This window comes from Saccharopolyspora sp. NPDC002376 (genome assembly GCF_053593195.1).
On the sequence record NZ_JBSFBZ010000001.1, the window covers coordinates 48,385 to 72,121 of the forward strand.

20 protein-coding genes and 1 pseudogene are annotated in these 23,737 nt (G+C 69.1%); 12 read left to right on the forward strand and 9 right to left on the reverse strand.

Annotated elements, in window-relative coordinates; genetic code table 11:
- Nucleotides 1-46 precede the first annotated feature (46 nt).
- Entirely contained in the window at nt 47-169 is a 123-nt protein-coding gene (locus ACWCO2_RS00260; RefSeq protein ID WP_450125497.1) for a hypothetical protein, read from the forward strand.
- A gap of 13 nt (nt 170-182) precedes the next feature.
- On the opposite strand, the gene ACWCO2_RS00265 is transcribed toward ACWCO2_RS00260, so the two are convergent.
- Nucleotides 183-1,091, reverse strand: a complete 909-nt coding sequence (locus tag ACWCO2_RS00265; protein ID WP_450125498.1) for a LysR family transcriptional regulator — start codon at nt 1,089-1,091, stop codon at nt 183-185.
- A gap of 108 nt (nt 1,092-1,199) precedes the next feature.
- Between ACWCO2_RS00265 and mdlC the strand changes: the two genes are divergently transcribed.
- The 4 genes from mdlC (at nt 1,200) to ACWCO2_RS00285 (ending at nt 6,207) form a co-directional block, all read left to right on the forward strand.
- A complete protein-coding gene (gene mdlC, locus ACWCO2_RS00270; RefSeq protein ID WP_450125499.1) occupies nt 1,200-2,786 on the forward strand; it encodes a benzoylformate decarboxylase in 1,587 nt (528 codons plus the stop codon).
- 39 nt (nt 2,787-2,825) lie between these two features.
- On the forward strand, nt 2,826-4,157 hold the full coding sequence (locus tag ACWCO2_RS00275; RefSeq protein ID WP_450125500.1) for an MFS transporter: 1,332 nt from the start codon (nt 2,826-2,828) through the stop codon (nt 4,155-4,157).
- A 14-nt stretch (nt 4,158-4,171) separates the two neighbouring features.
- Nucleotides 4,172-5,632: a benzaldehyde dehydrogenase gene (locus ACWCO2_RS00280; protein WP_450125501.1), complete on the forward strand. Its 1,461-nt coding sequence runs from the start codon at nt 4,172-4,174 to the stop codon at nt 5,630-5,632.
- Between the two features lie 281 nt (nt 5,633-5,913).
- Entirely contained in the window at nt 5,914-6,207 is a 294-nt protein-coding gene (locus ACWCO2_RS00285; RefSeq protein ID WP_450125769.1) for a zinc ribbon domain-containing protein, read from the forward strand.
- Between the two features lie 447 nt (nt 6,208-6,654).
- On the opposite strand, the gene ACWCO2_RS00290 is transcribed toward ACWCO2_RS00285, so the two are convergent.
- From ACWCO2_RS00290 to ACWCO2_RS00310, 5 genes and pseudogenes are all read right to left on the reverse strand, one after another.
- Nucleotides 6,655-6,888 (reverse strand): hypothetical protein, encoded by a 234-nt coding sequence (locus ACWCO2_RS00290; RefSeq protein WP_450125770.1) that lies wholly within the window; start codon nt 6,886-6,888, stop codon nt 6,655-6,657.
- Between the two features lie 25 nt (nt 6,889-6,913).
- Nucleotides 6,914-6,982, reverse strand: a pseudogene (locus tag ACWCO2_RS00295) (DUF7019 family protein); the annotation flags it as partial.
- Between the two features lie 155 nt (nt 6,983-7,137).
- The gene (locus ACWCO2_RS00300; protein WP_450125502.1) at nt 7,138-8,307 is read right to left on the reverse strand and encodes a 4-hydroxybenzoate 3-monooxygenase; all 1,170 of its coding nucleotides are present in this window, start codon (nt 8,305-8,307) and stop codon (nt 7,138-7,140) included.
- Nucleotides 8,308-8,453: 146 nt separating this feature from the next.
- On the reverse strand, nt 8,454-9,248 hold the full coding sequence (locus ACWCO2_RS00305) for an IclR family transcriptional regulator (RefSeq protein WP_450125503.1): 795 nt from the start codon (nt 9,246-9,248) through the stop codon (nt 8,454-8,456).
- A 150-nt stretch (nt 9,249-9,398) separates the two neighbouring features.
- Nucleotides 9,399-10,274, reverse strand: coding sequence for a thermonuclease family protein (locus ACWCO2_RS00310; protein WP_450125504.1), 876 nt, complete (start codon nt 10,272-10,274; stop codon nt 9,399-9,401).
- A gap of 311 nt (nt 10,275-10,585) precedes the next feature.
- Between ACWCO2_RS00310 and ACWCO2_RS00315 the strand changes: the two genes are divergently transcribed.
- From ACWCO2_RS00315 to ACWCO2_RS00335, 5 genes are all read left to right on the forward strand, one after another.
- Nucleotides 10,586-13,753 carry an arabinosyltransferase domain-containing protein gene (locus tag ACWCO2_RS00315; protein ID WP_450125505.1) on the forward strand — a complete coding sequence of 1,056 codons (3,168 nt, stop codon included), beginning with the start codon at nt 10,586-10,588 and terminating at the stop codon, nt 13,751-13,753.
- A gap of 330 nt (nt 13,754-14,083) precedes the next feature.
- Entirely contained in the window at nt 14,084-15,118 is a 1,035-nt protein-coding gene (locus ACWCO2_RS00320; protein WP_450125506.1) for a BMP family protein, read from the forward strand.
- A gap of 225 nt (nt 15,119-15,343) precedes the next feature.
- Nucleotides 15,344-16,255: an AEC family transporter gene (locus ACWCO2_RS00325; RefSeq protein WP_450125771.1), complete on the forward strand. Its 912-nt coding sequence runs from the start codon at nt 15,344-15,346 to the stop codon at nt 16,253-16,255.
- Between the two features lie 82 nt (nt 16,256-16,337).
- Complete coding sequence (locus tag ACWCO2_RS00330) at nt 16,338-16,763, forward strand: flavin monoamine oxidase family protein (RefSeq protein WP_450125507.1); 426 nt, start codon at nt 16,338-16,340, stop codon at nt 16,761-16,763.
- Nucleotides 16,764-16,802: 39 nt separating this feature from the next.
- Nucleotides 16,803-17,675 (forward strand): flavin monoamine oxidase family protein, encoded by an 873-nt coding sequence (locus ACWCO2_RS00335; RefSeq protein WP_450125508.1) that lies wholly within the window; start codon nt 16,803-16,805, stop codon nt 17,673-17,675.
- Between the two features lie 53 nt (nt 17,676-17,728).
- Here ACWCO2_RS00335 and ACWCO2_RS00340 read toward each other — a convergent pair whose 3' ends face one another.
- Nucleotides 17,729-18,244: a lytic polysaccharide monooxygenase auxiliary activity family 9 protein gene (locus tag ACWCO2_RS00340; protein ID WP_450125509.1), complete on the reverse strand. Its 516-nt coding sequence runs from the start codon at nt 18,242-18,244 to the stop codon at nt 17,729-17,731.
- Nucleotides 18,245-18,472: 228 nt separating this feature from the next.
- Nucleotides 18,473-20,761, reverse strand: a complete 2,289-nt coding sequence (locus tag ACWCO2_RS00345; protein WP_450125510.1) for a molybdopterin-dependent oxidoreductase — start codon at nt 20,759-20,761, stop codon at nt 18,473-18,475.
- A gap of 273 nt (nt 20,762-21,034) precedes the next feature.
- Between ACWCO2_RS00345 and ACWCO2_RS00350 the strand changes: the two genes are divergently transcribed.
- The gene (locus ACWCO2_RS00350; RefSeq protein WP_450125511.1) at nt 21,035-21,484 is read left to right on the forward strand and encodes a hypothetical protein; all 450 of its coding nucleotides are present in this window, start codon (nt 21,035-21,037) and stop codon (nt 21,482-21,484) included.
- Here ACWCO2_RS00350 and ACWCO2_RS00355 read toward each other — a convergent pair whose 3' ends face one another.
- Nucleotides 21,485-22,321, reverse strand: a complete 837-nt coding sequence (locus ACWCO2_RS00355; protein ID WP_450125512.1) for a hypothetical protein — start codon at nt 22,319-22,321, stop codon at nt 21,485-21,487.
- Nucleotides 22,322-22,514: 193 nt separating this feature from the next.
- On the opposite strand from ACWCO2_RS00355, the gene ACWCO2_RS00360 reads away from it, so the two are divergent.
- Nucleotides 22,515-23,705, forward strand: a complete 1,191-nt coding sequence (locus ACWCO2_RS00360) for an MmgE/PrpD family protein (RefSeq protein WP_450125513.1) — start codon at nt 22,515-22,517, stop codon at nt 23,703-23,705.
- The last annotated feature ends 32 nt before the right edge of the window (nt 23,706-23,737 follow it).

The window sequence follows — 23,737 nt, forward strand, 5'->3', positions numbered from 1 at the left end:
TAGGCCGGGGTCTGGTGATCCGGCGCCGCGGAGAAGGGGAACTCCCATGGTGCGTGCTGTTGGAACGCTGGCCGTCGTCGGCGCCGGTGTGGTCGGTTTCTGGGTCGGCTACCTGTTCGACGTGCGCCGCCACGCGATCAGCACCGAGCTCGATCAGGTCGCTGCCTGATCCCCTTTCAGTCTCAAGTGGACGGTTCTGCTCGGCGGAGGGTGCGTCGGATGAGCTCGCGGAGCCAGTCGGTGCCAGGCGCTGGCAGCGCTCGCCGGTAGGTGTAGAGCGAGACCTCCACCGTCGGGATTTCGAACGGAAGCTGGAAGGTCGCTACGTCCGATGAGCGGGTGAACAGCTCGGCCACGCCACTGGGCACCGCCGAGAGGTAGTGGGTTCGCGCCAGCAGTTCCGGCAGCGCGGTGAAGTGCGGTACCCGGGCGGCAACCGCGCGGCGGTGTCCGAGGCGGGTGAGCTCCATGTCGGCGTCGACGTGTCCGGCTGCCGGGTCGACCACGATGTGCCGCTCCCGCAGGTATTCCTCGAACGTCGGGTGCTCGCCGATGCGCGGGTGCGCTCGGGCGCGCAAACCGACGTAGTGCTCCTGGAAGAGGGCGTCGCGCCGGAGGTCCGGGGCGTCGATGCGGGGCGTGCAGATCACCGCGTCGGCGCGGCCCTGGCGCAGGTGCTGCGGTGCGGCGGTCATGTCCAGCGGCAGCACCTCGACCGCGCAGTTCGGTGCGTCCCGCTCGAGCCGGGCCAGGACCGGCGGCAGCAGGTTGATCTCGCCGAGGTCGGTGGCGCAGATCCGGAACGTGCGCTCCGAGGTGGCCGGGTCGAACCGGCCCGCGCCGGACACCGTTTCCTCGATGACCTCCAGCGCCTGCTGCAACCTCGGGTACATGCGCTCGGCGATTTCGGTCGGGGCGAGGCCGTCGGGGGAGCGGGAGAACAGCTCGTCGTTGAACTGGCGGCGCAGTCGCCGCAGCGCATGGCTGACCGACGGCTGCGTGATGAACAGCGCCTCGGCCGTCTTGGTGGCGCTGCGCGTCTCGTAGAGCAGCACGAAGGTCTTCATCAGGTTCAGGTCCACGTCGACCACGCAGCAAGAATAGATCTGAGCTATATCCGGATCAACAACATTCATTAGGCCTATGAGAGCTGTGCTCCCTAGGGTGGCGGACATCACCGACACGGGGAGCGAACATCCATGGCCGACGTGCGCGACGTGACCTACGACCTGCTGCGATCGCACGAGTTGACGACGATCTTCGGCAACCCGGGCTCCAACGAACTGCCGTTCCTCGCGGGGATGCCCGAGGACTTCCGCTACGTGCTGGGCCTGCACGAGGGTGCGGTGCTGGCGATGGCCGACGGCTACGCGCTGGCCCGCGGCAGCTCGGCGCTGGTCAACCTGCACGCGGCAGCCGGGACGGGCAACGCGCTCGGGGCGCTGACCAACTCCGTCTACTCGCACAGCCCGCTGATCATCACCGCCGGGCAGCAGGTGCGCTCGACCATCGGCCAGGAGGTCATGCTCGCCAACGTCGACGCCGCGGAGTTGCCGAAACCGCTGGTGAAGTGGAGTTGCGAGCCGTCCTGCGCACAGGACGTGCCGCGCTCGATCAGCCACGCCATCCACATCGCGAACCTGCCCGCCAAGGGACCGGTGTACGTCTCGGTGCCCTACGACGACTGGGGGCAGGAAGCACCGGCGGAGGCGCAGCACCTGCTCACCCGCCGGACCGGTAGCGCGGGGTCGCTGAGCGAAGCGCAGCTGGCCGAGCTGGCCGAGGCGCTGGACGGTGCGGAGAGTCCGGTGCTGGTGCTGGGACCGGAGGTCGACGCCGAGCACGCCAACGACGACGCCGTGCAGCTGGCCGACCGGTTGGGTGCGCCGGTGTGGATCGCGCCCTCGGCGTCGCGCTGCCCATTCCCGACCCGGCACCGAAGCTTCCGCGGCGTGCTGCCCGCCGCGGTCCAGGGCATCACCGACGCCTTGCGCGAGCACGACCTGATCCTGGTGGTCGGAGCGCCGGTGTTCCGCTACCACCAGTTCGTCCCCGGCGAGTACCTGCCCGCGGGCGCCCGGTTGGTGCAGCTGACCAGCGACCCCGGCGAGGCCGCGCGCGCACCGATGGGGGAGGCATTGGTCGGCAACGTCAAGGACGCGCTATCCCGGCTCGCCGGTGCGGTCACTCCCGGTCTCCGGCCCGAGCTGTCGCCGCTGCCGGAACAGCCAGCCGCGCAGACCGCCGGCGAGCGGCTGCACCCAGAGGAACTTTTCGCGCTGCTGCGCGAGCACGCCCCGGAAAATGCCGTCTACGTCAAGGAATCCACCGCGACCGTTGGTGCTTTCTGGGCGCAGATGGACCTCTCCGTGCAGGGCAGCTACTTCTTCCCGGCCTCCGGTGGGCTCGGCTTCGGGCTGCCCGCCGCGGTCGGCGCGCAGCTGGCCCACGACCAGCGCCAGGTGATCGGGCTCATCGGCGACGGCTCGGCCAACTACGGGATCACCGCGCTGTGGACCGCTGCGCGGTACCGGATCCCGGTCATCATCATCATCCTGAAGAACGGCACCTACGGCGCGTTGCGCTGGTTCTCCAAGATCCTCGACGCCGGCGAGGTGCCCGGCATGGACGTGCCAGGCATCGACTTCGTGCAGATCGCCAGGGGATACGGCGTCGACGCGACTTCGGTGCGCACCGGTGCGGAGTTCGCTGCTGCGCTGACGAGTGCTCTCGGCGCTGGCAAGCCGGTGCTGATCGAAGCGGAAACCGAACTCACCGAACCCTGACCGGCTCTCCCCGACGAAGTGGAAACCGGAGGAATCCAGTTGTCCCAGCACACCGCGGGGGCCGTGGTCGGCGCTGCCCGGCTCAACGGCTTCCACCTCAAAGTCCTGACCCTGTGCGCGCTGCTGATGGTCGTCGACGGGTACGACATGGTTAGCTACGGCACCGTCATCTCGCATCTGATGGACGAGTGGCAGATGGACCCGGTCACCGCCGGGACGCTCGGATCCGTTGCACTGGTGGGCATGCTCGTCGGCGGGTTGTTCATCTCGCCGCTGGCCGACCGCTACGGGCGGCGTCCGCTGATGATCACCTGCGTGACCATCGCCAGCATTGTCTCTTTCGGATGCGCGTTCGCCACCGGACCGGAGATGCTGGGGGCGCTGCGGTTCGTCGTCGGGGTGACGTTGGGTGCGCTGGTGCCCAACTTCAACGCGCTGGCCGGTGAGATCGCACCGCGCCGGGCGAAAGCCCTGTTCGTCACCTTGGTGTCGTCGTTCTACTCGGTGGGCGGCATCGGTGCGGCGGTGTTCGCCATCTACATCGAACCGGTGTGGACCTGGCGCGGCGTGTTCTACGTGGCGGGCCTGCCGCTACTGCTGGTGCCGTTCCTCCTGCGCCACCTGCCGGAATCACCGGACTACCTGGCCGCCCGCGGTGACCGGGAGCGGTTGCTGGTGGTGCTGCGCCGGATCGCCCCGGACCGCGACGACCTCGACGACGTGTCGCTGGACCGCAGCTCCGAGCAGGCCAAGGTGGGGCTGCGGCAGCTGTTCACCGGCGGAAACGCGCTCAACAACGTGCTGATCTGGGTGTTCTTCGCGATGTGCATGCTGCTCAGCTACGGGCTCAACACCTGGCTGCCGAAGCTGATGCAGACCGCGGGTTACCCCCTGGGCTCGGGGCTGTGGAACCTGGTGGTGCTGAACCTGGGCGGCATGGTGGGCGCGATCGTCGGCGGCTGGCTGGCCGACCGCTGGACCTACCGCAACACCCTGGTGCTGTACTTCATGCTCGCCTCGCTGTCACTGATCGGACTGTCGTTCAACCCGAACTCGTTGGTGCTCAACACCTTGCTGTTCATCGCGGGCGCGGCGACCGTCGGCGTGCTGGCGATCATCCACGCCTTCGCCGTGGAGTACTACCCGGCAGAGGTCCGCTCGACCGGCGTCGGTTGGGCGGCCGGGATCGGTCGCATCGGCGCCATCGGCGGGCCGACGCTCGGCGGCGCGCTGCTGGCTTTGGAACTACCGTTCCAGCAGAACTTCATCGCCGTCGCGGTGCCGGGCGTGATCGGTGCGATCGCCGTCGCGATCGTGGCCCAGAAGAAGTTCCGCCTCCCCGAACCCGAGCGGACACCCGCGCAATCCTGAAGAAAGGCCGATGCATGACGATCCTCGACACCGAACGCTGGGCCAAGCAGGTCTTCACCGGGCGTTGGACCTCGGCCAGCGGCACACCGACTGAGGTGGTCGAGCCCGCGACCGGGCAGCAGCTCGGGCACGTTGGCTGCGCCACCCCGGCGGACATCGATGCGGCCTGCGCGAAAGCGGCTGCGGCGCAGCGGGAATGGGAGGACAGGCCGTTCGAGGAGCGGGCGGCTGTGCTGCGGCGGGCCGGGCAGCTGTTCCTCGAACACGCGGAGGAGGTCCGCGGCTGGCTGATCCGCGAGGGCGGTTCGATCCGGCCGAAGGCCGAGATCGAGGTCCAGACCGCGGCCAACGAGTGCTTCGAAGCCGCTGCGCTGCCCTCGCACCCGGCGGGATCGCTGCTGCCGTCGGCGGACGGTCGGCTCAGCTTCAGCCGGCGGGTCGCGGCTGGGGTCGTCGGGGTGATCGCGCCGTTCAACTTCCCGCTGATCCTGTCGATCCGCGCTGTGGCACCGGCGTTGGCGCTGGGCAACTCGGTGGTGCTCAAGCCCGACACCCGGACCGCGGTGTGCGGCGGGCTCGCGCTGGCGGCGATCTTCGAAGCGGCCGGGGTGCCCGAGGGCGTGTTCCAGGTGCTGCCGGGTGGAGCCGATGCGGGCGCGGCGCTGGTGGCCAACGAGCACACCCGGGTCATCGCCTTCACCGGATCCACCGCGGCCGGACGCAAGGTCGGGGAGGCCGCCGCCGCGCACCTCAAGCGCGCGCATCTGGAACTGGGCGGCAACAACGCGCTCATCGTGCTGCCCGACGCCGACATCGCCGCTGCCGCGTCGGCCGGCGCGTGGGGATCTTTCCTGCACCAGGGGCAGATCTGCATGGCCGCGGGTCGGCACCTGGTGCATGAGTCCATTGCGGACGAATACGTCGCGGTGCTGGCGGAGAAGGCGCGCAACCTGCCGGTCGGGGACCCGAACACCGCGGAGGTGGCGCTGGGGCCGATCATCGACGCCAAGCAGCGCGACGGAATTCACCGGCTGGTGACCGAAAGCGTGGCCAATGGCGCGGAACTGGTCGCCGGTGGTGAGTACGACGAGCTTTTCTACCGGCCGACGGTGCTCGACCACGTCAAGCCCGACACTCCTGCGTTCAGCCAGGAGATCTTCGGCCCGGTCGCGCCGGTCCTGCGGTTCAGCACGGTGCAGGAGGCGATCTCGATCGCCCGCGACACCGAGTACGGGCTGTCGTTGAGCGTGCTCGGCGGGGATGCCATGCAGGCGTGGGAGATCGCCAAGCAGATCCCGAGCGGTCTGGTGCACGTCAACGACCAGACCGTTGGCGACCACGCGCACATCCCCTTCGGCGGGGTGAAGGCTTCCGGTAACGGCGGCCGGGTCGGGGGAGCGGAGGCGAACCTCGAGGCCTTCACCGAAACCCAGTGGGTGACGATCCAGGGCCCGATCCAGCAGTACCCGTTGTAAACAGCTCGCCCTGAAGCGACCGAGCTTTTGTGCGGCTGGGGTCAGTAGGGGCTTGGCTTGCGCTCCCGTCTCACCGCTGGCTGCGGTGGGACGGGTCGCATCGCAGCCAGCTAGCTGGCGGGTTGGGGCATGTTTACGAATACCCACGCCGAGCGTGCGCGATCACGCACGTTGACCCCGGCGACGATATCGGCCGGTCCAGCGAGACCACACAATCTTCCTGGCCGTTTGCCCAGCTCGGGAACTTCATCGCCTACAAAGCACAGCGCGCAGGCGTGCCCGTGCTGCCGGTGGATGCGGCCTACACCTCGCAGCGCTGCCCGCTGTGTGGTCACACCGAGCGGGCCAACCGGCCCACTCGGGACGATTTCTGTTGTCGTCGGTGCCGTCCCGGAACACCAGGTCTGACTCGCCCTGGCGATGTTCAACGAGGGTTTTCAGATCCTGTGGTGAGGCGGCGAAACCCACGTTCTTCAATCGGCCGTGCGTGGTCCAGATCGAGACGGTGCGCTGGTCGTAGTTCCACGACAAGCACCGATCATCGAAGGTGTGCGCCGCATCAGCACGGAACGTGACGGGCTTGGATTCGGCCTTCATGCGGCGCTGGGAACCTGGTTTGCCGAGGTTGCCGTGACGGATGTTGCCGCGCAGGGTGGTGTAGGAGTCGACCACACGCTTGATCACGTGCTGCGCGGCCTGAGCCCCAAGACCACGGCCCTTCAGGCCCGCATAGCACAGCGACCGTAGTTGCTTGACCGAACCCTTCAGCCCATGAGCGCCGAAACCTGTTTGCGATACATCGTTCGCAGCATGGTTGACCGCGCGCAGGGTCGCCTCCAACGCCGATGCTTGTTCCGGCGTTGGCAGGAGCTTGACCTGCACAACGATCTTCACGACACAGGAACATAGCGCGCCCCATGGCGCCACGAACGGGTCAGCAGGCGGTGCGCGGTCGCTGCGCGCCCACACACCGCCCCAGGGAACGCATTCCTCCCGGCCGTGAACAGCCGGGGCTCCTGCGACTAATCAGCTGAAGTCTGGGCAGATCCGAATCCGCCCGCGCCCCCAGCCGGTTCAGCTCGGTGTGCGGGCGCGGGCGGGTCAGGCTCGGCGCAGCATCGTAGCTCGCAGGCAACCGCCATCTCCGGACCATCCTGACCAGAGGAGAACCCGAATCGGCCGTCGGGGTCCAGGGCGACGACAGCTGTCCTGTTGCGGTGGCCTTGAAAGGTCCTCAGACATCGGCCGCTGCTGATGTCCCAGAAGCGGACGGTGCCGTCGAAGGCGTATCTGCGACAGCAGCATGTCCACCTTGCTGTCGCTGACGTAGAGGTAGTACCGGGACGTCATAGCCACCCCGTCGCTGACTCGGCCACGCCCGGCCGCGTGGACGGATGCACCCCGGAGATCCGGGTATGCCCGTAACTCCGCTCAACGGGCAGCGATTCGATCAACTCTGGGATTCCGCCACGGCGCCGCGCAAAATGAGTGCGTCGGATGGGGTTTCAGTCGAACGGCGTGCCGACGTAGTTCTCGGCGAGGAGGGTCCGGCCTGCGCGGGAGCGGGTGACCGTGTCCAGCTCGGCGAGCTGGCGGTTCAGGTCGAAACCGGTCGCCTCGGGCATGCGGTGCAGCATCGAGGTCATCCACCACGAGAAGTGCTGCGCGCGCCAGACCCTGGGCAGGGCGGTCGCGGTGTAGGCGTCGAGCGCGGTGCGGTCGCTGTTGGCGAAGAACTCCGCCATCGCGCGAGACAGAACGTACACGTCGGCGATCGCGAGGTTCATGCCCTTCGCCCCGGTCGGCGGCACGGTGTGCGCGGCATCGCCGGCCAGGAACAGGCGGCCGTACTGCATCGGCTCGCACACGAAGCTGCGGAAGTGCAGGACCGACTTGGAGAAGATCGGGCCTTCCTTGATCTCCGCGCCCGCCACCCGGGTGTGCAGCTCCGACCAGATCCGGTCGTCGGACCAGTCCTCGACGGTGTCGTTGGGATCCACCTGCAGGTAGTGCCGCTGAACCGTCGCCGAACGAGTGCTCATCAGCGCGAAGCCGTTGCGGTGGTGGGCGTAGATCAGCTCCTCGGAGGACGGCGGCGCCTCGGCCAGGATGCCGAACCAGGCGAACGGGTACTGGCGGAAGTGGTCCTGCCGGGGGTTCGGGGCCGGGATCAGGAACCGGGTCGTGGTCCGCGAACCGTCGCAGCCCGCGACCAGCTCGCAGTCGAGCTCCTGCTCGGTGCCGTCCTGGGTGAACCGGATCTTGGGGCGGTCACCGGTGACGTCCTCGACCCGCACGTCCGAGACGCCGAAGCGGATGTCCCCGCCATCGGCCAGGCGCTGGGCGATCAGGTCCTTGAGCACCTCGTGCTGCGGGTAGATGGTCACCCCGCGGCCGCCGGTCAGATCGTCGAAGTCGATCCGGTGCCCCTTGCCGCCGAAGCGCAGCTCGATGCCCTGGTGCACCATGCCGAGCTCCTTGACGCGCTCGCCGATCCCGGTGTCGACCATCAGGTCCACCGAGCTCTGCTCAAGCACGCCGGCCCGGATGGTGCCCTCGATCTCCTCGCGGGTCCGGGTGTCGAGCACGACCGACTCCACGCCTCGCTGGTGCAGCAGGTGCGAGAGCATGAGCCCCGCGGGCCCCGCTCCGACGATCCCGACCTGGATCTGCATCGACCGATTCCTCCCTTGGACCTGCTGCGGGCGGTGCACCCCGATGTGACCGCCACCTCAGCCTCACGGTCAACGATCGATGCGAGCCAGGCGATTCGGAACGCCCCTTTCCGTTCACCGGAAGCCGGGATGTCGCGGCGACGCGATCAGGGGCGTTCGAGGTGGGCCGTTGGCGGGAGGGCCTGGGCGTTGGGGGAGCCGAGAGCTCTGGAGAGGCCTCGAGCGGCAGCCCGGACCGCCGGGACCAGAGTCATCGGGTCTGCTTGTTTGGCCGGGACGACGATGGACAGCGCTGCGACCACCGCGTCCGAGTCGTCGTGCACCGGGGCGGCCACCGACAGCGTCGACAGCTCGATCTGGCGGTCGCTGATCGCGAAGCCTTGCCGCCGCACGTCGGCGAGGACGCTGCGCAGCTGCCGGGCATTGGCGATGGTGCGCTCGGTGAAGCGCTTCAGCGGCGCGTCGAGCACCATTTCCTGCAGGTCGCGATCCGCGTGCGCGAGCAGCACCAGACCGACGCCGGTGGCGTGCAGGGGGAGGCGTCCGCCCGGCCGTGACACCACCGGCACCGACTCTCGCCCCGAGATGCGTTCGACGTATACCACCTCGTCGCCGTCGAGAACGCCGAGCTGCACGTTCTGGCGGGTGGCTTCGTAGAGGTCGCCGAGGAACGGCATCGCGACCTCGCGCAGGAGCGTGCCGCGCGGGGTCAGCGCCGCCAGCTCGTAGATCCGCAGCCCGATCCGGTAGCGGCCGTCGTCGGTGCGTTCCAGCGCGCGCCAGCTGGTGAGCTCGCCGACCAGGCGGTGCGTGGTGGTCAGCGCCAGGCCGCTGTGGCGGCTGATCTCCGACAGCGTCAGCGACGGGCGTTCCGGGGAGAAGGTTTCCAGGATCCGGAACAACCGGGACGCCACCGTCGGCGCAGCCGCATCGTTGTCCATCGCACCCCCACGCACCCTAGTGCCTGTTTTTGATCTTTTGCTTTGATGCGCCGTCAGGCGTATAGCCCACCCTCGGCGCTCGCACCGCCGCGGGTTCTCAGCGTTCTTCGACCGGGACATCTCATCACGGTGGCGGGTGGTGCGGACCGGTCAGGCCTCGGCGAACACGATGCGCTCCGGCTCGACGGTCAGGCGCAGGGTCTGGCGGCGGACCTCGACCAGGGTCTCCAGCTCGGTGGCGTGCCCTTCCGGCACGGTGAACAAGCGGTCGTCGCGGGTGTCGAGGTAGTGCGCGAAACCGCCCAGCGACACCCCGCCGGACTCCTCCAGCTCGAGGTAGTCGGCCAGGCGGCGGAACAGCTTCGGCAGCAGCACCGCTTCGTCGCGCAGCTGCTCGCGGGAGCGCACCCGCACGCCCTCGAGCGTGACGTCCTCGGCCCACAGGCCGCTGCGGGTTTCTCGCGCGGCGACCGCGACCTCGGCCATCGCCTGGCGCAGGTCGGGGAAGAGCTTCGAGTAGAACGTCGGGTACACCAGACCGGCCGCGAGCAGCGCGTGGTTGGCCGAGTTCGGCAGGCCGTCGGGTTCGAGGCGGACGTCGGCGCCGTCGGTGGAGCGGCCGGGCCGCTGACCTGGGAAGGCGAACGCGACGGCGCGGCCGTACTTGTCCGCGAACCGCGTCAGGATGTGGCCGGGCACCTCCTCCGGCGTGCTGGCGGTGACCCGCCTGTCCTCGTCGCGTTCGACGCTGGTGAACCCGAGATGTTTCAGCAACGCTTCGCTGGCTGCGTCGGCGAGTTTGGTCGGCTGGTGCCAGAGCTCGGCCTCGCGTGCCTGCGGCCGGTAGTGGGTTTCCAGTGCGTCGATGCCCTCTAATCGCAGCTGGACGCCGCCGCGGGAGTTCAGCCGCACGGACAGCCCGGCCTTGCGGAAGGTCTTCGGGTCCGAAGGGTAGAAGCGGATCGAGTCGCCGTCGGGTGAGCTGCCGACGATCCGGAAGGCGCCCTTGATCAAGGTGAAGGTCATGTCACCGACGCTAGTGATGTGAGCGCCCCCGATCGGCCGATCTCACCCGGAAAGCCCAGCTGCGACGCGGAGTTGTGGACAATTCCGACGTCCTGGGAACAACTTCCGCAATTTCAAGGGAAATCAGAGGTCTGACGTCCGATTTCCATTGAAATTGGGTTGGAACGGGTGCTGCGGGCCACGTTCGGGCTGTTCTCATCGGGTGTGAGCTGGGGTCTGCGCAGCATGCGAGTCCGCTGTGCTCCGAAAGGGCCTCTAAGCTCAGTGGGATTGGCTGTTGTCGGCGAGGTTAAGGATGAGGTGGCGGTTGCGTGGCTCAGCGGTCGGGGGAGATCACGCGTCACGATCCCGCTTCGAAGACTGCTCGGCGCTGGGCCGTGGTGCTCGGCCTGCTCTCGGCGCTGGCGGCGCTCGCGGTTCCGCTCCTGCCGGTCAACCACGACATCACCACCTTGAAGTGGCCGACCGCGCAGGGCACCGCCCCGGTGTCCGCGCCGCTGGTCACCCACACGCCGCTGTGGATCACCGCTGACGTTCCGTGCACCTCCGCGCGCAGCTTGGACGCGCGCAGCAACGGCTCTGCCGTGCTGGTCGCCACCAACCCGCCGTCGTCGGAGTACGGCGGCGTGACCGGCTTGAGCCTGCAGGTCGAGGACGGCAAGGTCGTGCTGTGGTCGCGGGGGCAGCAGATCGGCTCGACCGCGTTACCCGCCGGTGACTGCGCGATCTCGCTGCGCGCGGACGAGACCGGAACCCGGGCCCAGATCGGCGGCGCGGTGCTGGCCTCGGTCGACGGCGACCGGCGCCCGCAGCTGACCGGGATCTTCTCCCAGCTGGACGCGGCGGTCGATGACGTGCACGGCCTGTCGTTCCAGGCCCGCGTGGACAACCGGTTCGCCAGCACGCCCACCCCGCTGAAGGTCGCGGCGATGACGCTGGCCGTGGTCGCCTTCGCCGGTTCACTGCTGGCGCTGCGCAAGCTCGAGGTCCGCCGGGCCCCGCGGTTGTTCCAACCGGGCTGGTGGCGGCTGAAGTTCCGCGACGTCGTGGTCATCGGTGCGCTCGGCGTGTGGTGGCTGATCGGCGCGATGACCGCCGACGACGGCTACATCCTGACCATGCTGCGGGCCGCCGGGGACGCTGGTTACGTCACCAACTACTTCCGGTGGTTCGGCAACCCCGAATCGCCGTTCGGCTGGTTCTACGAGCTGTACGCGCTGTGGGTGCAGGTTTCGCCCGCCACGCCGTGGGTGCGGCTGCCCGCGCTGTTCTTCGGCGTGCTCAGCTGGCTGCTGCTCAGCCGCGGGGTGCTGCCGCGGTTGGGGCAGCAGGTCCGGCGCAGCGAATCCGCGGGCTGGGCCGCGGCGGCGGTGTTCCTGGCCTTCTGGCTGCCGTACAACAACGGTCTGCGCCCCGAACCGGTCGTCGTGGCGTTCTTCCTGCTCGCGCTGTGCGCGGTCGAGCGCGCGGTGGCGACCCGGCGGCTGACACCGGCCGCGCTGGGGCTGGTGGCCGCGGCGCTGGGCGTGGGCGCGAACCCGCACGGCATGGTCGCGGTGCTGCCGTTCGTGGTGGCCGCCAAACCGCTGCTGCAGCTGCTCTGGAAGTGCATGCGCGAGCGCGGGGTGCTGCCGGTGCTGGCGCCGATCGCGGCGTCCGGCCTGGTGATCCTGGTCTGGGTGTTCGTCGACCAGACGCTGCAGTCCGTGCTGGACTCGGTGGCGCTGAAGACCAAGTTCGGGCCGAACGAGGCCTGGTACCAGGAGCTCGTCCGCTACGACAAGCTGTTCGGGCCGTGGCCGGACGGTTCGCTGACGCGGCGGTTCCCGGTGCTGCTGGTGATCCTGTGCGTGCTGGCCTGCGGGATGCTGCTGCTGCGCCGGGGCCGGATCCGGGGCGCGGCGCTCGGACCGAGTCGACGGGTGCTCGCGGTCGCAGCGCTGTGCTTCGTAGTGCTCGCCGCCACACCGACCAAGCACACCCACCACTTCGGCATCCTCGCCGGTGTCGGCGCCGTGGTCGCGGCGCTGACCGCCTTGGCGACCAGCTCGACGGTGCTGCGCTCGCGCCGCAACCGGGCCGCGTTCTTCGCCGGGTTGATGGTCGTGTGCGCGTTCTCGGTGACCGGGACGAACTCGTGGTGGTACGTCTCGGGCTGGGGCGTGCCGTGGTTCGACCGCGCGCCCAGCCTGGACGGGCGCGACGGCAGCACCTACTTCCTGATCGCCGCCGCGATCGCCGCGGTCGTGGCGATCGTCGAGCACCTGCGCCACGACGAACTGCCGGTGATCACCCCGGACCAGCAGCGCCGGGGCATGCGGCTCGGTGCCGCTCCGCTGACGATCACCTGCGCCGTGCTGATGCTCGGCGAAGTGACGCTGTTCGCGGTCGGGATCTACCGGCAGCGCGACGGCTACAGCCTCGGAGCGGACAACGTCAAGCAGCTGGCGGGTCAGAGCTGCGGGCTGTCCGACTACGTCGACATCGAGACCGATCCGCGCAACGGCGTGCTCGCGGTGTCCGAGCACCAGCCGCGCAGCGCCGACAACCAGCTGACCAAGACCTTGGACGGTCCCGACTACATGTCAGACGTCTCGCGCGGCTTCCACCGCTTCGGCTATCCGCGGACCGAGTTTTGGACCCCGCCGTTCGGTTTCGGCGGGGACGACGCGCCGGTCTGGGGCAGCTACGACCGCGACGCCACCGGTACTGGTGAGCTGCGCAGCCCCTGGTACGACCTGCCGCCGCAGGCCACCTCCGGCGAATTCCCCGTGGTGCTGCAGTTCGCCGGTTCGGCGACCGGGGCGAACTCGCTGCGAGTCGAGCTCGGGAAGGACACCCCGGAGGGCTTCCAGATCATCGGCGAGCGCGACCTGGTGCAGAACAGCGGCACCTGGCGCGACCTACGGTTCACCGTGGACGGTGCCAGCAAGCTGCGGGTGCTGGCCGAGGACCAGAAGGTCGACGAAGGCGGCTGGCTGGCCTTCAGCGCGCCACGGGTTCCGAAGCTGACCACCATGACGGATGTGGTCGGCGGATCCCCGACGTTCGTGGAATGGCCCGCCGCCCTGGTGCACCCGTGCTTGAACCTGGCGAGCCTGCACAACGGGATCGTGGAGCTGCCGCGGTTCCGGGTGGCCGGCGGCGGGATGCTGCGCGACATGGGGCAGGGCTGGTCGGGTTCCTCCGGCGGTGGACCGTTCGGCTGGCTGAACGTGGCCGCCAGCGTGCGGGCGATGCCGAGCTACCTCAACGGCGACCTGCACCGGGACTGGGGCGTGTTCTACGTGGTCGACTCCTTCCAGCCGGACGCCTTGCCCGCCGAGGCGGCGATGGAGGTCCACCGGGAGAAGCACTGGGGCACGTGGAGCCCGGGTGCACTGCCGAAGGCGGTCAGGCTGCCGGGCGGCCCGCCCAGCTCCGACGGTCGCACCGACCTGGTGCCGCTGGAACCCGCCGTGCCCGAAGACAAGTCCTGATCGCTGACCTCGTCGACGCCGGTTGGTCCGAAGTGGACGCCGCCGTGGTTCGTCGCGAAGGTGGGCTGGTCGCCCGCCGCTCATCGACGTACCACGCGGCATAGCGTCGCGTTGAAGATCGTGCTGTTAACTTCTTGCGGCAGGGGAGTTTCCGTCGAGCCTGGTGTTCGACGACGAACTGAGGAATGCGCAGGCAGGGCTCGTTCGGGCAGCACTTTGCTTGCGGCGCGGCTGATTCCCGCAGGCTGAAACGATCTGGGTTTTTACTTCCGATTCGCCTACTTTTGGCATACCAAAAGTTGGTTCGTTATCTGGAAGAGGCGGATGGGCATGCGGTTCGTTCCGAAGGCGATAGTGGGCGCGGTGGCTGTGGCGGGGATCTTCGCGGTGGGGGCGTGCGGATCTCCTGCGGCCACGACGCAGAACGCCCCGCAGCCGCCCGCCGCGGTTCGGGTGGGGCTGCTGCTCGCCGGACCGACCCACGACGGCGGGTTCATGGAAGCGGGTTACAACGGTGCCAAGCGTGCGGAGCAGCAGTTCGGCGCCGAGATCACGGTGATCGATCGAGTGGCGCCGCAGCAGCCAGAGTTGGAGCGCGCGATGCGGGAGCTGGCCCGCGGCGGGGTCGACCTGGTCGTGGCGCAGGGCGGGCAGAACAACGCCGCGGCGAAGGTGGTGGCCGCGGAGTTCCCGCAGACGAAGTTCGTGGTGACCCAGTCCGACGTCACCGGCCCCAACCTGGCCAGCTACGAAGTGCTGCAGGAGCAGTCCGCCTGGCTCGCCGGTGCTGCCGCCGGGCTGCTGACCGAGTCCGGCGTGGTCGGTCACATGTCGGGAATCCGCCCGGTGCCCGGCCTGAAGGGCCGCGCGGCGTTCGTCGACGGTGTCGCGCACACGAATCCGGCCGCTCGGGTGCTGACCAACTTCTCCGGCGATCAGGACGACGTCGAGTTGGCCCGGCGCATCGCCACCGCCGAACTCGACGCGGGCGCGGACCAGATCTTCACCATGCTCAACGCCGGACGTCCAGGCGTCGCCGAGGCGATCAGGGCTGCCGGAAAGGGCCGCCAGTTCGGCAACGTCCGCGACTTCGCCGCCGATGATCCCGCGGTGTTCGCCGGTTCGGCCATCGCCGACTCGGGGGTGGCGGTCTTCCGCGCCATCGAGGACTTCGCGAACGGCAGGCTGCACGGCGGCGAGAACGTCCGCATCGGCCTGGAAGCGCCCGAAGCCGTCCGCCTCACCCTCGCCCCCGACGTCCCCGAGCACGTGCGCGCCGAACTCGACGCGTTGAGCAAGCGGATCGTCGACGGCGAGATCGAGGTGAACACGACCTACAGCGGACCGGAGTTCCCGAACCCGTGAGCTCAACACCCGATCGGCTGTGAGCAGTGCCATGATCGGTGCACCGGTCTGATCGCTTAGGCTTGCTAAGCGTGTGGCTCGTGCATTCGACGCGAGCCCCTGGGCGGTGGCGAAGCCCATCTGCGCGGACGAGAAGTGCGCCTCGCGCCCGACGAAGTGCCGCCCGGTCGCAACTGTCCGCAGTGGACGCTGCGGAGCTGAGCCGCGGGAGGCCTGTTGTCCGGCGTGATCGAGGGCTTCGGCGTGATCGCCGCCATCGTGCTGATCGGCTACCTGCTCGGCAGAACCGGGGTGCTCGGCGACGGTGGCCGGGAGGCGCTGACGAAGCTGTCGTTCTACGTCGGCACGCCGGCGCTGCTGCTGAAGATGCTCTCCGAGTCCGACGTCTCGGTGATCTTCTCGATCCCGCTGCTGGTCACCGCGCTGAGCACGTTCGCCGCCGCCGGGCTGTTCGTCCTGGTCGGAGTGGTGCGCCGGTGGAACATCCGGCGCACCACGATCGGCGCGCTGTGCTCCAGCTACGTCAACGCAGGCAACCTCGGCATCCCGATCGCGGTCTACGTGCTCGGCGATGCCGCCCTCGTGGCGCCGGTGCTGCTGTTCCAGCTGCTGGTCATGACGCCGATCGGGCTGACCGTCATCGACTACGCGCAGGCCGGGGAGCGCAGTTCGATGTGGCGGCGGGTGCTGGCGCCGTTCCGTAACCCCATCGTCATCTGCTCGCTGATCGGCGTCGGTCTGTCGCTGAGCGGCTTGCGCATCCCCGCACCGGTCCTGGAGCCGATCACCCTGCTCGGGCACCTGTCGGTCCCGACGGTGCTGCTGGCCTTCGGCATCTCGCTGCACGGAAGCGCGTTGCCCGCCGGTGGTGCCGAGCGCTGGCCGGTGCTGCTGTCGGTCGGGTTGAAGTCGGTGGTGCACCCGATGATCGCCTGGGCGATCGGCGCCGGCTTGTTCGGACTCTCGGGCGCTCCGCTGTTCGCCGCGGTGGTGATCTCCGGACTGCCTGCGGCGCAGAACCTCTTCGTGTACGCCTCCACCTACAACGTGGGCGTGCGGCTGGCCCGCGAATCGATCCTGCTGTCCACGATCTTGTCCGTGCCTGGCCTGTTCACCATCACCGCGCTGCTCGGCTGATCCGCTCGCCACGAGTTGCCCGCGGTCGCCGACCTGCCGACACTCTTCGCGGTGACCTTCGTCGAGCGGGGTGGTGGCGCAGATGGCGCGGTTCGGGTCCTACGACGCGGTCGTGGTCGGGGCGGGTTTCGCGGGGCTCAGCGCCGCGCACGAACTGGTGGCCGGTGGGCTGTCCGTGCGGGTGCTGGAAGCGCGTTCGCGGGTGGGCGGAAGAGTGCTGACGCGGTATCTGCCGGACGGGACCCAGCTCGACCTCGGTGGGCAGTGGATCGGGCCGACCCAGCTGAACATGGTCGAGCTCGTGGACCGCTACGGCATCCAGACCTACCCGACCCCGGGGTTCGGTCGGATGGTCGTCGACTACGGCGGTCAGCGCCTCGAGGACTCCCCGCCGGAGATCACCGAGCTGTTCGACGAGATCGACGCGATGGCCAAGCAGATCCCGGTGGACGAGCCGTGGAACGCGCTGCGGGCCAGTGAATGGGACCGCCGCACCTTCGCTTCCTGACTCGCTGACACCGGTTGTTCGGAGGTGGCTGCGACGTTCATGGCTCGCGTGATCTCCGGCGGGTTGTTGGCGGGCAGCCCGAACGAGACCTCGGTGCTCGAGACGATGTTCTACATCGCGAGTGCGGGCGGTGTGGAACCGCTGCTCAGCTACGAGGGCGCGGCGCAGGACATGCGGATCGTGGGCGGTGCGCAGGAGATCGCCATCCGCATGGCGGCCGACCTGCCGGACGGGACCGTGCACCTCAACGACCCGGTCCTGCGCATCGAGCACGACAGCTCCGGCGCGCGGCTGGTCACCAGGCTCGGTGAGCAGTGGGCTTCGCGGGTGATCATCGCGGTGCCGCCGATGCTCGCCGGGCGCATCCAGTACGACCCGCCGTTGCCGGGGCTGCACGAAGGCGTGTTCCAGCGGATGCCCGCCGGGACCGCGATGAAGGTCCACGCCGTCTACCCGGAACCGTTCTGGTGCGCCGACGGCCTGTCCGGGGTCTCCCGGTCCACCTCGGGCGTGCTCACCGAAACCGTGGACAACACGCCGCCGAACGCACCCAGGGGAGTGCTGACCGGGTTCGTCTACGGCGACGAGGCCATCCTGCTGCGCCGCCACGATCCGGCCGAGCGTCGGCGAATCGTGTTGGCGCAGCTCGGCGATCTGTTCGGCAGCCGGGCGTTGGAACCGGACGAGTTCGTCGAGTTCGACTGGCTGGCCGAGGAGTGGACGCGCGGTTGCTTCTCCGGGCACTTCATCCCGGGCGGCTGGACCGCGTTCGGTGCGACGCTGCGCCAACCGGTCGGGGCGTTGCACTGGGCCTGCACCGAGACGGCGATGCGGTGGAACGGCTACTTCGACGGCGCGGTGGAGTCCGGTCGACGGGCGGCAGGGGAGGTCCGCGCGGCCTTGTCGAGCTAGGGGATCTCGCGGGAATCCGGTTGGCGCCACCGAGTTCCCGCGAGATCGGTCCGTCAGCCGACGTCGAGGTCGACGCAGGCGTAGAAGGCGTTCTTGGTGTCGGCGATGTTCCACACCGCCAGCAGCTTCTGCTTGCCGCTGACGCCGCCGAGGTCGACGGTGTGGGACAGCTCGTGCGGGGGCTGCTCGCCGCCTTCGTCGAAGACCGCCACGCGGTTGCCGCCGATGAAGTACTCCCAGGTGGTGGTGGCGTGGTTGGCTTCGATCGTCCAGTGGAAGTTCACCGAGTTGCCGACCTTGGTGGCCGTCCAGCCCTTGCTGTCGTCGTCGAGGTCGGCGAAGCGCTCGTTGCCGCCGCTGCAGCTGGTCAGGCCCTTGGGGCCCTCCACGCTCTGCGGCTCCCACTTGATCTGCCCGCACGGGACGGTGCCCTCGGCGCACTGCGCCTGGCGGCTCGGCGGTGCGTCGATGTAGCCGTGCGCGCTGGCCGTCGAGGTGGGGATGGCCACCAGGACAGGGGCGATCGCTGCGCCGACCGCCATCGCGGCGAGCTTGCGCTTCGATTCCATGTCGACTCCCTTGTCGATCCGGCCGGGTTGTTCCCGGCCGAGCGAGCCCCCCGGGGCTCCGGTCGACCCGAAGTATGGTCTGGACCATACTGAGCGAGTCGGAAGCCGGTCAACGCTCGCGAAACCGCCTCACCGCAACGGACCAGGACCACTCGGCGAAGTGGTCAACGGAAAACCGCTGCGGTGTTGGGAGAATCGGGTGATGCGCGCGGAAAGCGCCTCCTGCGATCAGGAATCGGCGACTGGTGGGGTGCTGCAGCGCAGTTCGGGAACCGGGCCGGTGTGGAGTTCGACCTCGACGTACGCGTGCTGTCCGGAACAGCCCTGGGAAAGGCGTGAAGACGGCACATCAGCGGTGAGCACGTTGGGATTGCCGTGCGCGCAGAGGATTTCGCCCGGTCGCTCCGGATCGGGCTGCGGGTCGAACCACGCGCCTGTGGGCAGCACCACCACGCCGGGCCGGATTTCCTCGGTCACGCGTGCTCCGGCGAGGCAGGCGCCGAGGTGGTTGAACACCCGGACCACGTCACCGTCGGAAATGCTCCGCGCGGCGGCGTCCTGCGGGTGGATGCGGATCGCTTCCCGTCCTGCGACCTTGGCCTTCTGGCTGACCGCGCCCACATCGCCCTGACCATGCATCCGGGTCGCGGGCTGGTTGGCGATCAGGTGCAGCGGTCCGCCGCGCCGCTGCTGAGCGGGCAACCAGACCGGATGGCCGGGGCAGTCCGGGTAGTCGAAGGACTCGATCGTCTTGGAGAACAGCTCGATCCGACCGCTCGGCGTGCGCAGCGGGTTCTGCTGCGGGTCCGAGCGAAACGCTGCGAGCGGCGACTGCTGCCGCACGTTCGGCATCTGCAGGTCCCCGGCTTCCCAGAACTCGGCGAACGGCGGGATGTCGTGGCCCTTCGCGACGAGGCTGTCGCGCCACTTGTCGTAGATGTGCACCAGCCAATCGCGGGGCGTACGGCCTTGCGTGAACTCCTCGTGCACGCCCAGTCGCTGGGCGAGTCCGGCGAGGATGTCGTAGTCGTTGCGGGCCTGGCCGATCGGGTCCAGCACCTGGTGCATCGCGATCAGGTGGCTGTCGCGGTATCCGGCGCCGACGTCCTCCCGCTCCAGCGCGACGGTCGCCGGCAGCACCACGTCGGCGTGCCGCGCAGTCGCCGTCCAGTGCGTTTCCTGCACGACGACGGTGTCCGGGCGGCCGAAAGCCCGGCGCAGCCGGTTGAGGTCCTGGTGGTGGTGGAACGGGTTGCCGCCGGCCCAGTGCACCAGCCGGATGTCGGGGTAAGTCAGGCGCTGCCCGTCGTAGTCGTACTGCTGGCACGGGTTGAGCAGCAGATCGGCGATGCGGGCAACCGGGATGAACGTCGACACCGGATTGCGCCCCATCGGTAGCGTTGGCAGCCACAGTGCCGGGGCATCGTCGCCGACGTCGGCCATCGAACCGTAGCCGTGGCCGAAGCCGCCGCCGGGAAGACCGATCTGGCCGAGCATCGCGGCCAGCGCGAGCCCCGCCCACACCGGCTGCTCGCCGTGCTCGGTGCGCTGCAACGACCACGAGACCGTGATCAGCGTGCGCCCGGCTGCCATCCGAGCGGCCAGGGCCCGGATGTCGGCGGCGTCGATCCCGCAGATCCCGGCCGCCCAGTCGGCGGACTTCGCGGTCCCGTCATGTTTGCCGAGCAGGTATTCGGCGAACGCGTCGAACCCGGTGCAGTAGCGCTCCAGGAAGTCCTGGGCGTGGTGTCCGCCGGTGAGCAGGGTGTGCGCCAGACCGAGCTGGAGCGCGACGTCGGTGCCGGGTGCGATCGGGTGCCAGACCGCGCCGGAGCCGGTCGGGATGTCGTCGGCGAGCGGGCTGATCACCACCAGGTCGGTGCCCAGGTCGCGCAGCGCGGCGGAGCTGGTGTGCCGGGTGATGCCGCCGGAGGCGATCGAGAGGTTCTTGCTGGGCAGACCGCCGAAGGCGACCACGAGATCGGTGTGCTCGCGAATGGTGCGCCAACTGTCGGCGTAGCCCAGCAGCCCGGCCGTGCTGCCGATGACGTGCGGCAACAGCGCCTGGGAGGTGCCGAAGCTGTAGTTGTTGCGCGATGCGGTGTACCCACCGATGGTGTTGTGGAACCGGTGCAGCTGGCTCTGCGCGTGGTGGAACCGCCCGGCGCTGGACCAGCCGTAGGAGCCGCCGAAGATCGCCTCGTTACCGTGCTCGCGCCTGGTGCGGTCCAGCTCCTCGGCGACCAGGTCCAGCGCGGTGTCCCAGGCGACTTCCACGAACTCCTCGTCACCGCGCGCGTCGCTCGGGCCGGGGCCGTTCTCCAGCCAGCCGCGTCGGATCGCCGGTCGCTGGACGCGGGTGCGGTGCCGAACGGTGCCCGGCATGTTGCCCAGCAGCGGCGACGGCGCGGGGTCCGCGGGGTGCGGCTTGATGTGGAGGGTGCCGTCGGCGTCGGTCGCGGCGCGGAACGCGCCCCAGTGCGAGCTGCTCGGCAGCCACGTCCGTTCGGAAGTCATGCATTCCTCCTTCGGCGGCGTCCACCGACCTGCTCCGCGGCCGTCCACCGCACCATAACCTGATGCCCGGGCGGCCGGGTTCCTCCGTGTACCCGGGAACCACAGTTTCAATTGAAAATGTAGTTCCCCGGGCAGCTGTGGAACACTCCATTTTGAGTCCTTTGTGGAGTGTGGTGACTTCTTCTAGATCGTCGTGCAACGAGTTGTCCACAACGGACTCAGAAGTGCTTGACCAGCATTTGGAACGGGCTTGGCGGGGCTTGGTCGCGGGTAGTGTCCAGGCTCGGAAATGTTGGTGCACTTGGTGTTTCGGCGGATGGTCGAGGGGTTCGATGGCGACGTCGTCTACAAGCCGCACCCGGCACCGAACTGCTGCTGGCGGCAGCCGACGAGCTCCAGGCTGCCGGCAAGCGGATCCTGGTCGGTCTGCATCCCCGGGAAGACCCGTCGCTGTGGAGCCGCTTCGAGATCAGCGACGTTCCGTCGTTGCAGGCTTCGGCCCGGGCCGAAGCGGCGATCGGGATTCCCGGCACGGTGTTCCCGCTGATCGCTGCCGTGGGTACGCCGCTGGTGGGATGCGTCGCTCCGGCGCTGACCGTCCCGGAGCACCTCCTGGCGGTCTGCTCCAGCACCATCGCCGACGACGGGTCCGCAGTGTCCGCTATGGACAGTGCCGGACTGCCCGATCCCGAAGTGCTCGCGGACGCGGTTGGTCCCATCTGATCAGCTGAAGGTGACCTGCGCCGTCGCCATGACGTTGTCCGGTGCTGTTCGCACCGCCATGTCCCCGGCTGGTGATCCGATGATCAGCACCGGGTCGCCGGCGAAGACCGGTCGGCGCAGTCGGTAGTCGACGCCGGTCAGCTGGCGGTCGGGTGCTTGGTGGCGGGCGAGTTCGGTCATCAGCAGCACCAGGATCGGGCCGTGCACGACGAGCCCCGGGTAGGACTCGACCTCGCGGGTGTAGGGCTCGTCGTAGTGGATGCGATGTGCGTTGGCGGTCAGCGCGCTGAACCGGAACAGCCGAACCGGGTCGCCGGTGAACGCTTGCTGCCACGGCGCGTCGGAGGTCGGGAGCGCGGTGGCGCGGGAGGCGTTCGGGCTCTTGGCCGAGCTCTCCCCGCTGCGGTAGACGTAGTCCTGCTCCTCGACGAACCTCGGCTCGCCGTTCTGGCGGTACTCCGCGCGAGTCGTCACGAATGCCATCTCACCCGATCGGCCCTGCTTGACCACGACGTCGGCCAGCGATGTCGTGCGTTCGGCTGGTGTGTCCAGGAGCAGGGGAGTGGTGACGGTCAGACGGCCGCCGGCGAACATCCGTCGCCGGTCGGGGATCGGCGGGAGGAAGTGCCCGTGCGTCGGGTGCCCGTCCGCGCCGAGCTCGCTGTGCTGCGGCCAGTTCAGGAAGTGCACCCAGTGCCACAGCGGGGGCAGGTCGTCGGCGGGCGCGGTCGTCTCCAGCACTGCGGCCAGCGCACGCGACGGTTCGGAGCTCAGGGCGTCGGTCTCGACCAACGGCTCCGGCCGCCACCCCTGCAGGAAAGTGTCCAGACCCGGCACTGCTCCTCCTCGCGAATTGGGCCGTACAAACTCGCTGCCAGTCTCGACCCCGCGTCTTCCGGCGTCAACGATCAGCTGCGATGATCCTGCACGGACAGCGGGTTTTCAGTCGGTAGGCGGTCTTGACCGCACGATGTATTTGGCCGTACAAATACGGCGTAGGGTTCACCGACGCGCTGGCGGAAAGGTTCCCATGGCATCCATCGCCGAAGCACTCGCGAACTGGGCGGCCGAGCTCGAACCGAGCACCGAAGACCTGGCGCTGGCCCAGCGCTCCCTGCTCGACACCGCCGCGGTCACCCTCGCCGCGCGTGAAGACCCGCTGACCGCGATCGCCGCCGGGCTGCCGGACGCCGCCCGCTGGGCAGCCGTCGGGCACGTGCTGGACTTCGACGACTTGCACGTCGACTCCACCACCCACATCAGCGTGGTGACCGTGCCGGTGGTGCTGGCCACCGGCGGTGACGCGCGGGCGTACCTGGCCGGAGCCGGGGTGATGGCCCGCCTGGGCAACGCACTCGGCTGGTCGCACTACTCCGCGGGCTGGCATGCGACCTGCACCGCCGGAGCCCCGGCAGCGGCCGTCGCGGCCGGCACCGCACTTGGGTTGTCCGCCGAGCAGCTGGCCACTGCGATGGCGCTTGCGGTACCAGCAGCGGGTGGCGTGCAGAACGCCTTCGGCACGCACGGCAAGTCCCTGCAGGTCGGTTTCACGGCTCAGGCCGGGGTGCGCGCCGCGCAGCTGGCGCAAGCTGGAGCCACCGCCGACCCCGGCGCACTGGACGCTTGGCTGGAACTGGTCGGAGGCAGGGGAGAACTGGATCTGTCCGGACCAGCGGTCCCGGGCGGCTTGGCGATCAAGGTCTATCCCTGCTGCTACGCCATGCAGCGCCCGATCGCTGCGCTGCGCGACATCCGCGACCAGGTTCGCGGTGAAGTGCGCGGGGTTCGGGTGCGGACTCCGCTGGCCACCGTCAAACCGCTGATCCACGACCGGCCCACCACCGGCCTGGAAGGCAAGTTCAGCCTGCCGTACGCGGTCGCCACGGCACTGCTGGACGACTACCCGGACTTCGCCGCCTTCACCGGTGAAGCCGTCAACCGGAACGCGGCGCAGGAACTGCTCCGCAAGGTCGAACTCGAGCACACACCGGGCGCGGACGGCCTGCTGACCGGTGAAGTGGACATCGAGGTGGAGCACGACGATCCGACTCTGCACGTGCGGCTGGCGCACCCGCCGGGCGCCCCATCCCGGCCACCGACTTCCGCTGAACTGGGCGAGAAGTTCAAGGCCTGCGGCCCGGACGTGCCCGCCCTGCTGGCCGACGCCGACTGGACGACGGTCCGGGACCTGCTGCGCAAGACCTTCCCGCGCGCGGCCTGAGCACGACGTGCGATTTCCGTTGAAATCGCACG

Coding starts and splice junctions, on each gene's coding strand:
- ACWCO2_RS00260 (WP_450125497.1), top strand. CDS start 47: ATGGTGCGTGCTGTTGGAACGCTGGCCGTCGTCGGCGCCGGTGTGGTC.
- ACWCO2_RS00300 (WP_450125502.1), bottom strand. CDS start 8,307: ATGCAGATCCAGGTCGGGATCGTCGGAGCGGGGCCCGCGGGGCTCATG.
- mdlC (WP_450125499.1), top strand. CDS start 1,200: ATGGCCGACGTGCGCGACGTGACCTACGACCTGCTGCGATCGCACGAG.
- ACWCO2_RS00360 (WP_450125513.1), top strand. CDS start 22,515: ATGGCATCCATCGCCGAAGCACTCGCGAACTGGGCGGCCGAGCTCGAA.
- ACWCO2_RS00320 (WP_450125506.1), top strand. CDS start 14,084: ATGCGGTTCGTTCCGAAGGCGATAGTGGGCGCGGTGGCTGTGGCGGGG.
- ACWCO2_RS00330 (WP_450125507.1), top strand. CDS start 16,338: ATGGCGCGGTTCGGGTCCTACGACGCGGTCGTGGTCGGGGCGGGTTTC.
- ACWCO2_RS00305 (WP_450125503.1), bottom strand. CDS start 9,248: ATGGACAACGATGCGGCTGCGCCGACGGTGGCGTCCCGGTTGTTCCGG.
- ACWCO2_RS00280 (WP_450125501.1), top strand. CDS start 4,172: ATGACGATCCTCGACACCGAACGCTGGGCCAAGCAGGTCTTCACCGGG.
- ACWCO2_RS00340 (WP_450125509.1), bottom strand. CDS start 18,244: ATGGAATCGAAGCGCAAGCTCGCCGCGATGGCGGTCGGCGCAGCGATC.
- ACWCO2_RS00310 (WP_450125504.1), bottom strand. CDS start 10,274: ATGACCTTCACCTTGATCAAGGGCGCCTTCCGGATCGTCGGCAGCTCA.
- ACWCO2_RS00345 (WP_450125510.1), bottom strand. CDS start 20,761: ATGACTTCCGAACGGACGTGGCTGCCGAGCAGCTCGCACTGGGGCGCG.
- ACWCO2_RS00335 (WP_450125508.1), top strand. CDS start 16,803: ATGGCTCGCGTGATCTCCGGCGGGTTGTTGGCGGGCAGCCCGAACGAG.